The sequence below is a fragment of the Mycoplasma todarodis genome (genome assembly GCF_965212735.1).
GTDB classification, from domain to species: domain Bacteria; phylum Bacillota_I; class Bacilli_A; order Mycoplasmatales; family Metamycoplasmataceae; genus Mycoplasma_K; species Mycoplasma_K todarodis_A.
The window spans coordinates 1-13,118 of sequence record NZ_CBDBYJ010000003.1 but is presented as its reverse complement, the minus strand read 5'-3'; the positions used below and the strand labels follow the sequence as shown (position 1 = coordinate 13,118).

Here is a 13,118-nt window from a genome sequence, read left to right as displayed (position 1 = left end):
TTATGCCAATAGAACAAAAAGTAGAAATAGTGTGTGCTGTTATAACTGTATTCCCAGCGTTGATCGCAGCAATAATAGGTATTGTATTACACAGAAGAAAACAACAACAAGAATTTAAAACAAAAATAATCATCAAAACTTTCTTTTCCATTAACGAAGAAATAAACATTATAGAGAGGACGATAAGTGCAGAACGTCCTGCTGAAATAGAGGAGCGCTTAAAATATTTAGTGGGTAGAAGAGATTTGGTTGTTAAACAAATCGATAAATATTTTCCTGGACATTCAGAATTAATGTGAGGTCAAGAAAAAATAAAATATGATATTGATACCAACTCCACCCGTCATTTTGCAAACGTCCAAAAGATTAACGAAAGAGAAATTCTTTGTAATAAAATCAAGGATAAATTAAATGATGAATTTTTCATGGATTTTGAAATTGGTATACGGTCATCCACAAAAGGGAGCATCCAATTGGATTGCTTACTTAAAAATAAAATAACAGGCCAAAAAATAGCTATCGAAATCAAAACAATTTCACAAAGACATTTATCAACCATTAAAAATATGATGACTTTAATTCAAAGTAGAATTAGCGGTGAAGATATTAAGTTATTGGGATTCGTGGTGTCAAATGATGAACGTATTGATTTTAGTGAACATATCAATAAAAAAAATGAGGTTCCGTTATTCTTTGATGCTGATGAAATAATTAATTACATTAAAAACCAAATAAATTAACAAAACACTGTGCATTGCACGGTGTTTTGTTAAATGAAATTAAGAACAAATAAATCATCGTGATACTAAAAATTATTTTAGTTTATATTTGCGTTCTGTATTTAAAAAATAAACACAAAATAAAGCTATAATTAATTTATATGAAAATTAAAAAAGAAATAACTGATCAAGAAATATTTTCAGTTGAAAAAAATGAAATAATTGATAATTCATTGCAGTTCATTACAAAGTGATATACCAGCGGAATTAAAGAATTCGGTGAACTTACAATTTTAGAGAAAAAAGAATTGAGATCTGAGGTTGAAAATTTTGATGAAAGTGAAGTGGCGGAATTTTCAGCATCTTCCTTTATAGAAATGAAACATCATACGACATTGGTTGGTTCTAACGTTGAATTGTCAGGGAATAAAAAAATGAAAACGCATGGCGTTGACTTAGTGCATAAAAAAGGAACAAAAATTGTTTTTATAGAGGTGAAAGGTGCGAAAGATAATGCTAAACAAACTAAGGCGACTTTAATTAAAAATTTTGAAAATGCTCAAGGACAATTGAATTCAATTAACGATCCAAAGGAAATTTCAAGATTTTCAAAAGTTTTAAGAGCATCACTAAGAAGCGTGGATGATCCATTGGTGGAAAAACTCCTTGAAAACTTATATGACTTTGAAAGAGGAGAAGCGAAATTAGCTAGAAGCAAAATAGAATTGTTGGCAACGGTTGTATATCCTGAGAATGAATTTGATCAAAAATTTAGTGATGACACAAGCACTAAACAATTTTTAATTGAAATCAAACAAAGAGGTAAAAATTTAGGTCGGGAAGCACTAGAAAAAATCGAGGGAGAAATTACAAGTAATTTGGAGGAATATGAAAAACATTAAATACAAAATTCTTTTTCATCATATGAATGGGAGTAAAATTTCATTTGATAAAAAAGAATTGGAAAAGCTCAATAACTTTTTTACAACTGAAAATTATGAATACTCTGAAAAAAGATCTGTTTTATCAGTCCTTCTAAAGTGTGAACACAATATTTTAAAAGAAAATATTGAATTTTGAAAGGATTTCATTTCATTTAAATTGAAGGATGTAAATAGAACCTTTGAAACAAGGAACCCTTGATTAAATATTGCTAATATCTTAAATAAAACTACCAAAAAGGTGGATGGTTCTCAATTGAATTTTGAACAAGAAAAAGCTTTTGACGCATTATTGAACAATAAAAATAAAGTGGTGCATGTTTCTGCGGGTACTGGTTCTGGCAAAACATGGTTATCTTGGTTGGCGGTGAAAGAACTTGCCAACAAATATGAAAAGTTTTGTGCCTTGCATATAACAATTAACGAATCCTTAGAAGAGCAATTAATTACCAGATATAGGGATAATAAAGAGGGGATTTTTGTAGGCAATAGAATTTCAAGTTTTAAAAAACAATATATCATTGGTACTCAAGAAAAAATATTTGCGCTAATTGGTAATATGATTGAAAACGGTGTATTTCCTGGGGTAATTATAGTTGACGAAGCTCATTATGCAAATAATGATGAATTAAGGGGAAAATTCTATAAATTTGTCATCAATAAATTAGATGAGGAGTTTAATGCACGATTTTGAATATTGTCACCTTTTTTAAAAAATATTGATGATATATTTAACGAAAAGCAAGAAAATTATATTAAAGTAAAAATAAACTCGTTTGAATCAAATAAAACATTTTTGAAGATAAAAGATGGTGAACCATGTTTAATTGCTAAAAATAAAGAAGATTTTTCAATTGATACAAGATATAAAGATACCACTGGGATGACATTGAAATATTTCTCTTCAAAAGACAAAATCTATTCAACAGCAATAAAAGAAACTAAAAAGATAGATGGAAATCAAGAGGCGGATATTATTGAATATATCAACAACCAACCAACTTCTTGAAGATTTGCCGGTTATTATGTGGTTGAATTGCTTAAAAAAGGAGTGGGTGTTTATCATTCTTCTATGCCTCAAAATGTAAAATCATGATTATTTGAATTGGTAGAGCGGAATCTTATAACGACAATTTATGCAACTCATGCCATAGCTAACGGAATTGATTTTTCTTTTGAAAATATAGAAATGCATACTTTGAAAAGTGGGAGACAAGGCAGAGGAATTATGAACGTTAATTTATTCAATAATTTAACTGGCAGATCTGGCAGATATAATAAGGAAGATGGGTTATTCAAGAAATCTTTAATAACATTTATTGAACCGGATTTAGTTGAAGAACGATGGATAGAAAAACATAGGGACAAATTTTATGGATTTCAAGCCCAAATACCAAATGAAACAAAAGATAAAATTATTGACGGAAATCTAAAAATGTTTGAAACAAAGAAAGAAGAAAATGAACAACAAGCTAGATTATATTTGATTGACCCTAGAATAGATTGCAGAATTACAAAGAAAATAACTGAAAATCCAGAAGTTTTTAAAGAATTAAACAACGTTTTAAGATGTATTTTTGAATATATAGAGTCGACGGATGGCATTTTTCCAGGTGTGTATAGCGAAGAACAAGATCCTGAAACAGGGTTCAAACCAATAAAAGACGATATTGTTAGACTATTTTCTAATCTGAATAAATTTTACAAAATTCAAAAACAGAATTCGATTAACGAAACTGTTTATTCATATAAAAAAATATATGGAAACACATTAAAAAGTTTTTACTATAACAATGAAGATGCGGTTTATACAGCTTGATGATTTTCTATAAATAAGAGGTCTAAAGATGATTTTGTGAGTTGAGGATGGATGAATGAAAATAGCACAGAATCTGAAAAGAAAGCAGTTATTAACAATAGGTTTGAACAATATATCGCTATGTTTAGAAAAGAAGTTAAGTTCAAGATGTCCACAATGATAAATCATGCTATTTTATTAAACAATGAACTTGCAAAAATAAATGATTTACAAAGATTTGTAACTTTGAATGACATAAAAAAATATAAAATTCATGATTATGGATTATTAAAAGCCTTGAAAAATAAGAAAGGCTCGTTAGAGTTACTGGGGTTCTGAGTTTCGAGTGATGAATACGGGAGTTTTTTCGATAAGAAAACAATAACAAAGAACACATATGAATTCATATTAGATGAAATTATTAGAAAAATACGAAGAAAAGGTGGACCTAAAGTTGAATCTTCAATGGAAGAGGTTGAAATTATTAAAAAATGCATCAAAGAATTTTATGAAAGAAAAGAATAAGCTAATTAAATAGTTCTTATAACACGTTCAAGTTGATACAAAAAAACACTAACAAGTAAATGTTGTGTTTTTTCTTTAACCTAAATTAATGAGTTAAAGATTAAAACCCCATATAATTAACTTATGAAAAATAACAAAAACAATCAATTCCTACAAAGAGGTCTTATAAAGAACTTCGCAAGTAATGGAATAGTAAAATGAAATAAATATCAAACAGAAGAATTCGGAACGTTTGATATTAAGGAAATCAAAGAAAGCTCAAATCTATTAGAGAGAGAAGGTTTGAAAGCTATTGAAAAGATTATCCAACAAGTAAATTCAAATAAGAAAATAGAATTAACAAGAAAGGATTTAGTAACTCTAAAATTCTTTTCATGTCTTAATGACGTCTTTAAACAAACTCTTGATAAAGAGAATGCTGAAGAAGTTAATTCTATAATTCTTAAATACTTTGATGAATTCAATAAAACAGGATCAACATCAAATATACAAAAGGATTATTATGGATCAATGGAAGTTAATCCTTTTGAATTAGAAGCTGAAGAACCAACTGGTAATGAAGCGGAATGAGATGAATGAACTAAAAGGAATGTTACGACTAAGTCAACAACACTTTTAAACATCTGAGAAAAGATGGAATCAAGATTAGCAATATTTAAGTTCGATGAATCAAAATTAATGTTGCAAGAAACAATGGGATTCATCAAAACAAATAAAAATGATAATAGTAAATATTTATTTATGCCAATAACACCTAATATAGGAATGATGTTCTATCATGAACCTATGTCATCAAGGGATTTAGTCCCTTCAGAGAAGCCTTTATTCTTTAATAATGACATAAGGACTTATAGACATGAAACTGTCTATAAGAACATAGAAATCATTAAACAGGAACAATTGAAATATATTGAGGAACAACAAACCAAATCAATTGAAGAAATTGATTATCATAATGAAATGTTCTTCCTACATGAGGTTAAAAAGTATTATGACCTTGAAGACTTATTTATTTACGATGCATTAAAAGAAAGTGCTGAAGTAGCAGACATGTGTAATGCTACAGCTTTAAAACATAATGCAGAACAAATAATAATTTATCAAAATGAAAAAGATATTAAGAACCTTAAATAAACAAACCACTCGAATCTGAGTGGTTTTTATTATCACTTTAATTAGAAGGTTTATTTTTATTGTTTTATACAAATGATTTTGTTATTGATAGTTCTAGTAAAACACAACATTTCGTACCATCAAAATGTGTGTCCAAAACGAAAAATTGACCCCAAAATCATAAAAAATACAATTTTTTTGAGTGCTTAAAATAGTTTCAATTTAAAACAATATTAAGAAATTTCAAACTGCTAAGAGCCTTATAAAAAGGGACTTTTTTGAAATTTTTGTTCGTTGAATTAAAAAATGCAAAAATGCAAAAAAGTACTAATAGCAAGGAAAAAACATTTGGTTTAGTGAATAAAATACTATAAGATAAGAGTTGTATATATGGGTAACCAATAATTATTTGAGAGGTAAGAATACTTAAATAATTGAATTTAATTTACGGATGATTACATAATGCTAGTTGTAATTTAGCATAATCATTTTATGACCAGGACTTCCAGCTGGGTGTTGTATTTAAAAAGGGAGAATATGACAAAAAAGATGATGACAGGGACTGCGTTAGGTGCGATCACAGCAGGTCTAGTAGTTGGATTAGTTCCAGCGATTACATTTGGTATTTTATATCAGAAAAAGGACAGCAAGAAGATAGAGAAAGTTGATAACAACAAACCTCTAAAAAAAGAAATCGGAAACAAAGAAAAAGAAATTGAAAGACTTAAAAAAGAACTTGAAGCTAAGAAAGCTGAAATTGCTAACCTTCCAAATGGAAAAGAATTGGAAGCTGCAAAAGCAGAAGTCAAAAGACTTAATGCAGAACTTAAGAAAAGTAATGCAGAATTAGATGACCTAAGAAAAAAACTTAAAGAAGCCTTAGAAAAAATCAAACAAAAAGAAGCAGAGCTTAAGAAAAAAGAAGCGGAATTAAAACAACTCTCAAATACTTTAGAGAAGGTATTACCTAGATTCCAAGAAACTAAAGTTAAAGAGAAAAGTTTTGATCCTCAAAACATCGACTGAACAGGAGCATTTACATACGTACCATTAGCGAGAGCATCCCAAACGTTTATTGCCACTAAAAATGGAGCTTTCGTGTACGATGGAACTGCATGACCTGGTGGTGTAACAGCGCCGAACCAAGGTTTTGAAAAACTAAGTCAGTGAGATGTTGCGGGTGATTTAAGAGGCGGATTTATGCATGTGGATGAAAATTCAAATGCAACCTTCGTAGGTTCTAAAAAAGGATTATTCATTGAGTTCAAAGCTAAGAATGAGTCTCAAAGTAAAGTAACAAAACTTGCTGATGGAGACTTCACAGGTTCAAATATGATTTCTTATTTAAATCCAAAAACAAATGAAAATGTTATTGCCGTATACAAAAACGGAGATTTAATTAAGATCCAAAAGACGGGTGACAAGTTTTCACTAACAACAACAGCAATAAAAACTGGTTTGCCTAAAAACTCAAAAGGTATTATCAGTATTGCTGACGACCATGGTATAGACAATCTATACTTCTATTCAGATAAAGGTATAACAATGGTCGGTTTTGATGAGAAAACAAATCAAGTTGAAGCAAAACAAATTTCACATAGATCAGTACAATCAATGCAAATGATTGAACTGAAGGATAAAAACAACATCTACATAGTTTACAAAGATGGTGTAGGAGTTATTGAAAATCCTAAGGACAGCATAAACTCTATGAACATACAAAACATGGATGAAACAAGAATCACAAGCTATGATTTAGATGGTGATTTAACCGATGCTAAAATCAGTATCATTCATTATGCTGGTAAAGAAAGATTAGCCTTTCTAACTAAGAAAGGAATGGTTGTTTCAATCAAAGGAAAAACATTCCAAGCATTAGTTAATGCTGATGGGTCAATCAACACAGAAGACTTAACTAATCGAATTATATTCAACGATGGTTTAATGACCTTAATTGGTAATTCAAAAGGGATGAAACTTTTAGAAAAAGTTCCTTCTCCAGATTGAACAAAATATTCAGCTGACATATATAAATAGTCGCTAATAAAATGCATTAAATGCTTACACCTATGTGTAGGTGTTTTGTCTTTAAAGAATGTCATATACCCCTAAACAAGTATGAGAGAAAACTTCATCTTAGGTGAAGTTTATTCTAAAATTAAGACTTTTAGTGTTTTTTAAGATTAAGGAGAGAGAATGAAAAAAGGTAAAAAAATTACATTGTCAATTGGGGCGGTTGCTGCAATAGCAATACCAACGGCAATTGTAGTAACTGAAACAAAACAAAATAAAAAAGAGGAAACAAAATTTATAAATAAATCTAATTTTAGCCAAGGTTATGATTTATATGAAAATTTAAGACAAGCCCCACTTGCTAGACTTAAATTGAAACAAATCAATAAAACAGCGATGGCTGGGGGTTCTATTAAAAAGATTAATGGAACTATTTATGTGAATACGGCTACTGAAGGTCTGAAGATTTTTGATGCTAAAACCGGGAAACTTACAAACCTTAAAGGTGGTAAAACGGTTGGTATTGAAAGTGATTTCATCGAAGAAATCAATGGAACCATCTATATCGGGACAGATAAAGCCGGAATCAAAAAACTTGATATAAAAACCGGGAAATTAGTAGATCTTAAAGGTGGTAAGACGGATAGCGTTAGGGGCGGATTTATAAAAGAAATTGATGGAGTTATCTATGTTGGGACTTGTGACCAAGGTCTTAAGATTCTTGATGCTAAAACCGAAAAACTTATAGATTTTAAAGGTGGTAAGACAATTGGTGTCAAAGGAGGGTTTATCAAGAAGGCTCACGGAGAAATATATGTGGGTACTACTTTTGATGGACTAAAGATTCTTGATACTAAAACCGGGAAACTTAAATACCTAAAAGGTGGTAAGACAGAACGTGTTTACAAGGGATTTATGAAAGAGATTGATGGAACTATATATGTAGGGACAGAAAGTGATGGGATGAAAAAGCTTGATGCTAAAACTGGAACACTTGTAGTACTTAAGGGTAATACACAATTACCTAAAGGTAATACAGCGACAACTATTGAATTTATCAAGAAGACTCATGGAGAAATATATGTGGGTACGGGTCTTGGCGGTATTAGAATACTTGATACAAAAACTGAGGCACTTGTAGAACTTAAAAATATTAAAGGAGTTAACACTCACAGTGCATTCATGGAAGAGATTGATGGGGTGGTATATTTAGGGACATGACTAAATGGGTTTAATAGAGTTGATTTTTTAGCGGATTCATCACAGCAAGAAAATAAAACTAAAATTGATCAAGCTCTTGCAAAAGCCGTTATTAAAAACCAAGGTACAAGAACAACAAAAGAAGTTGCTGATGCAATTACTGATACCGCTTCATTATTAAAAGAAACTGGTATCGATGTTAATTCATTAAATCTTGCTCCAGGGACAACTATTAGTAAGATCTCTGCTACAGCGGATGCAAATGGTAATTTAACAATTGATGTCGAAGAAAAAACAAAGGGTGCATTACACACTTTGTCAACATCAAGAAAATCTATTAAAGGACTGTCAGATGCTTCAATAATTAAAGCTCGCAAAGATAAGGCTTCCAAAAAGAAAACTGGTATCCTTGTAGGAATAATTTTTGGATCGATAATTTTAGGATTAATAGTATTAATTTCTTCCGTATTAATCGTTAAAAAAATTAAGAAAAAGAAAGCATAAAAAAGTAAAAAAACGTTGTCAATAGGAACTGTTTTTGAAGTAGCATTCCTAAAACAGATAAAAGAAATAATGGCTGCGCAAATTTATAAATAAAACTAAATTTAATCAAGGTTATGATTTATATGCAAATTCAATAAAACCTTGTTTATAGGATCTGTTAGGCTTAGGTTTAAAAACACTGATGTTGGTCAGTGTTTTTTTGCATAAATTAAGACTTTGTTTATAAATAGTTACAATGTTAAAAAGATAAAAAATATCAACACTAAAATGTGTTGATTATTTGTATGAACGTTTTTCTCTAACTTTTCCGTCTTCACCTTTAAGTCTAAATTCTGACTTGTTTTTTCTAGCGATTTCTTTTCCATATTCGGCAGCTTCTTTTTGAGTTGCGAATTTTTTAAGAGCTTTTGCAGAACCAGTAGTTCTAACTGCTCATGAACCATCTTTACGTGGATCAACCATTACGTCTTTAGCCATTTTGTGCTCCCTTCATATATTTGAAAATTTCTCTTGTTAATATAATTTTAATACATTTATGAAATATAACCAAAAAGTTTGTAAAAAACAAAAAAAGTATTGTTTTCAAACCTTTTTAATTTTTTATTTTTGGATTAATTTTATTTGTTAATTATTGTAAATTACAACAAAAAGTTTATTTTTGAATACTTTAATTGCTTAAAATGTATTTTTTCAATATTTGAAGACTTAAAAAATGCTCTTATTGCTGGAAATACTGATTTTGGATTAGTTGTAGAAAGGGTTAAAATATTTATATATACAACAAGGAGAAAAATATGAAAAGAAAGAGTAGGATATTGTATTTTGGAGGATGTGTAGCTGCCGCCGGAGCTATTTCAGCATCAACAGTTTTAATACTTGCATCGCAAGGTTATATTGACATTCAGCCAAACAACAAAAATACAAGTGCTAGTGCCAATAGTCGGATCGTGCCAGACTCTGACAACAACGATTCAGCAGAGCTTGCAAGACTTAAAAAAGCTATCGAAGAAAAAGATAAGACAATCAACGATAAGAATCAAATGATTCAAACGAAGGATAAAACAATTGAGGGTAACGAAAAAACCATCAAATCGAAAGACGCGGACATCAAAACAAAAGATGCGGACATCAAAACAAAAGACGCAGACATCAAAGCGAAAGATGCGGACATTAAAACAAAAGACGCTGATATTAAATTAAAAGATTCAGCTATAAAAACAAGGGACAAAACCATTGATGCATTAACGCCAAGAATCAAATATGAAAATGCACCAAAAGGGATGGATGTATCGGGTGTGGATTGAACAGGAGCATTCGCATATAAAGACGGTACGGATAAAGAAGTTCAATACGTGGTAACAAAAAATGGTGTATTTGAATATGATGTAACAACACCAGATGAATTTAGCGAATATCCTGGTTTCGATGCTATTGGTGATCCAACTGATGGATTTATGTTTCAAGGTACACCGGACTTTGATATTGCTACCTTCATAGGAACAAAAAATGGACTTTGAGTTCAAAATTTAGCCGGAGACCCCGCTGAACAAGTTGCTAAAGGTGATTTTACAAATACAAATATGTTAGAAACCGGAGAATTGGGTAACTCGAAAATGTATCTATATGACAAAAGCGGTGTATTAAAAGAAGTTAGCAAAGATGCTGTAACAGGGAAATGATCAATTAGCTCAACGCCAGAAGTTACAAATCTACCTAAAAACGCTAAAGGTATGAAAACAGTTAGAGCGACAAGTAGTGACGCACCAGTCACATATATTTATGGGGATGATGGTATTACTGCTGTTTCATTCAGTGAAGATAACTTTGCCTTTGACACTGAAAAAATAACATCTAAACCCGTTAAGAATATCGAAATATTAGCCAATGAATTCGATATAAAGAACACCAAATCTGGAAAAAGTGCATTTACATTAGGAATTATATTTGACAATAGCGTTGGCTTTATGGAAGCTATGGGTAATTCAGGGACAATTAAAAATCAAACTAAAACAATTAAAGAGATACAAGTTGAAGATGATTTAACTGATGCTAAATTAATGTTTATCAAAGATAAGGATGAAAGAAAAATGATTCCTGCTTTAATAACAAAAGGTGGAGTGAAAATATTTGTTGGAACTGGATTTTATGTTCTGAAGTTTGTCGATGAATCACCAGAGAATGCTGATTTCACCAAATCATTAGTATTTGACACCTCATCGCTTACAGTTATAGTTGGTCCAAATGGTCTTAAAACTATCAATCTTATACATAGTAAGCCAAAACCTTATACTTCATCAAGTGTAAATATTTACCAAAAATAATAACCATTCGTGGTTATTTTTTATTAACACTCAACAACTCATTTTTGGAATATCATAAGGTATCATTATATAAGTTATAAATTAATGAAGAAGGAGTTAATATGAGAGTTAGATTATCGTATAAAGATAAAGTTATTAAATGACCTGGACTTAACACTAACGTGGTATTTCTAGGGGATGAGGATATCGATAAGGAAATAATCCTTGAAACATTAAAACTCGGTATTTCAAAAATAGAAGAGTTTATTGGATTGGCTGTTAATAAAGAATTAAAGAATAAAGAGTTAGTAAAGAAATTAACTCAAACAAACTTAGTTGCATTTATTAAAGCGACATTCAATAGATTCAATAATCTATTAGCGAAAGAAATAAAAGGTGTCGCAACCTTTAAGATAACTGCTTGCGGGATTGATGCAATTGCAATGGCAAGAGAAATTCGTCAAATAATACAAGATGGAGAATATGAAGAAGGTATTACTATTAACAAGATACCAGCTAATATTTTTATAGATAGAGCATTGGCATATATTTACTATGGTTCAAGAATTGCTGAGAACAAAACATTGTCTATTGCCCTTAAATCAATAGTAAAGACTGTTGATCAAAGAGATTTAGAGGTTGAAATCAAGAAAGGTAAAAATCATTTCATTATTTCAGACTCAAAAGATTTTGCTGAAAGTTTTATAAATGAGTACATTAATTCTGAATACGTATTAATCAAAGAAACAACAAAAGGTATTAAGTACACAAGAATTGTAAAATAACATCTTTTACATAGGGTGCAATATAATTTTACAAAGGAGTGAAAATGCAAACAGTAGAAGAATTAGAACAAGAATTTTGAAATAAAAAAGTTAATCAGAGATTTAAAAATTTAAAAGTTAGCTATATAGTATTACTAGTTACTACCTCTATATATTTGATAGGGGGAATAGCAATTATGTTTCCTGGAAAGAATGCAGTATTAACTGTCATATTATCTACGACATTACTATTCAGTTCTGTTGTTGGTGTTGTTATGTTGGTATTAGGAATGATCAATTGCTCATTCATCCAAAGGTATAATCCTGATCGCAATATCAAATATCATAGAATAACTTTTATAGCAGCTATTACAACGGTATGTACATTTTTCTTATTATCGATAATTTTAGTTTTCATCCAAGTTGGTTATCACCGTGGGAAATCTCCAATAAGCAATAATTCATTTATAGCTATTAGAGCTGTAACATCGATAGCGTTGGTTGGATTATTGATAACTTATTCAATTGGATTAAAGAAAGTAATGGATATTCTTAAGAACAATGAAAAAATAGTTAAAAAAGACCCGATAGAGTAGGTCTTTTTTTATTTGGGTAAAATGTACCACTGAAGTAACTGTTCTTTCTTAAAACACTTAAAAAAGGGTATAAAAAAAACATCCCTTGGCGCAAGAAGTTTTTAAGTTTTTCAATTGATAAGGTAATCACTTTATCAAGACATTGAGTTATAGATTCTAGGTAAATCTATTTTTCTTAATTCGAAATGAATTGGCGTGTCCATTTCCAGTTTGTTAGTAAAGAGGAAAAGTTAAAATATTTGGCGATTAACTCTCTCATTGAAATTTAGTGTAACAAATAGTTAAATTATTACTGGTTTATTTTTCTCTAACTATTCTTCATAATTTCTTTTATTCTCTTCTTGGCTTTAGAATGTAAGATAGTTGAAGGATTTTACCTTGCAAATACCCAAAAATATCAAGTGCATATCTTTGAATATTTGTGGGTTGATAATCATCTAGAAAATAGGCGTATTTTTTAGATTTTTTTCACCCTTCAACTACCTCAATATTATTTTAGCACAAAAATTACATATAAAAAAAATAAAAAAGTTAAAAAATGCTTTCTTTTTTGATTAAAAATGGACTTTTTTGTGAAAATTTGGCATTTTTTGATGTTTAAAAAATTCAAGGAAAAGCAACCCCCTGCCCTTGAAATTTTTGTTG

General features: G+C 30.0%; 10 protein-coding genes. 9 read left to right on the top strand and 1 reads right to left on the bottom strand.

What is annotated here, in order from left to right:
• The first annotated feature begins 2 nt into the window (after positions 1 to 2).
• The 6 genes from ACOMC1_RS02560 (at position 3) to ACOMC1_RS02535 (ending at position 8,813) form a co-directional block, all read left to right on the top strand.
• Positions 3 to 740, top strand: coding sequence for a hypothetical protein (locus ACOMC1_RS02560; protein WP_420331076.1), 738 nt, complete (start codon positions 3 to 5; stop codon positions 738 to 740).
• Positions 741 to 880: 140 nt separating this feature from the next.
• Entirely contained in the window at positions 881 to 1,621 is a 741-nt protein-coding gene (locus ACOMC1_RS02555) for a hypothetical protein (protein ID WP_420331075.1), read from the top strand.
• Positions 1,608 to 3,983, top strand: coding sequence for a DEAD/DEAH box helicase family protein (locus ACOMC1_RS02550; RefSeq protein WP_420331074.1), 2,376 nt, complete (start codon positions 1,608 to 1,610; stop codon positions 3,981 to 3,983). Before ACOMC1_RS02555 ends, ACOMC1_RS02550 begins: the two co-directional genes overlap by 14 nt.
• Before the next feature lie 123 nt (positions 3,984 to 4,106).
• A complete protein-coding gene (locus ACOMC1_RS02545; protein ID WP_420331073.1) occupies positions 4,107 to 5,117 on the top strand; it encodes a hypothetical protein in 1,011 nt (336 codons plus the stop codon).
• Positions 5,118 to 5,633: 516 nt separating this feature from the next.
• On the top strand, positions 5,634 to 7,133 hold the full coding sequence (locus ACOMC1_RS02540) for a hypothetical protein (protein WP_420331072.1): 1,500 nt from the start codon (positions 5,634 to 5,636) through the stop codon (positions 7,131 to 7,133).
• Positions 7,134 to 7,292: 159 nt separating this feature from the next.
• Positions 7,293 to 8,813: a hypothetical protein gene (locus tag ACOMC1_RS02535; RefSeq protein WP_420331071.1), complete on the top strand. Its 1,521-nt coding sequence runs from the start codon at positions 7,293 to 7,295 to the stop codon at positions 8,811 to 8,813.
• A gap of 276 nt (positions 8,814 to 9,089) precedes the next feature.
• Here the strand turns inward: ACOMC1_RS02535 and ACOMC1_RS02530 are convergent, their stop codons facing one another.
• Positions 9,090 to 9,290 carry a DUF2188 domain-containing protein gene (locus tag ACOMC1_RS02530; protein ID WP_131613578.1) on the bottom strand — a complete coding sequence of 67 codons (201 nt, stop codon included), beginning with the start codon at positions 9,288 to 9,290 and terminating at the stop codon, positions 9,090 to 9,092.
• Positions 9,291 to 9,607: 317 nt separating this feature from the next.
• Between ACOMC1_RS02530 and ACOMC1_RS02525 the strand changes: the two genes are divergently transcribed.
• From ACOMC1_RS02525 to ACOMC1_RS02515, 3 genes are all read left to right on the top strand, one after another.
• Complete coding sequence (locus ACOMC1_RS02525; protein ID WP_420331070.1) at positions 9,608 to 11,134, top strand: hypothetical protein; 1,527 nt, start codon at positions 9,608 to 9,610, stop codon at positions 11,132 to 11,134.
• Between the two features lie 101 nt (positions 11,135 to 11,235).
• On the top strand, positions 11,236 to 11,898 hold the full coding sequence (locus tag ACOMC1_RS02520) for a hypothetical protein (protein ID WP_420331069.1): 663 nt from the start codon (positions 11,236 to 11,238) through the stop codon (positions 11,896 to 11,898).
• A gap of 44 nt (positions 11,899 to 11,942) precedes the next feature.
• Positions 11,943 to 12,473 (top strand): hypothetical protein, encoded by a 531-nt coding sequence (locus tag ACOMC1_RS02515; protein ID WP_420331068.1) that lies wholly within the window; start codon positions 11,943 to 11,945, stop codon positions 12,471 to 12,473.
• Positions 12,474 to 13,118: the final 645 nt, after the last annotated feature.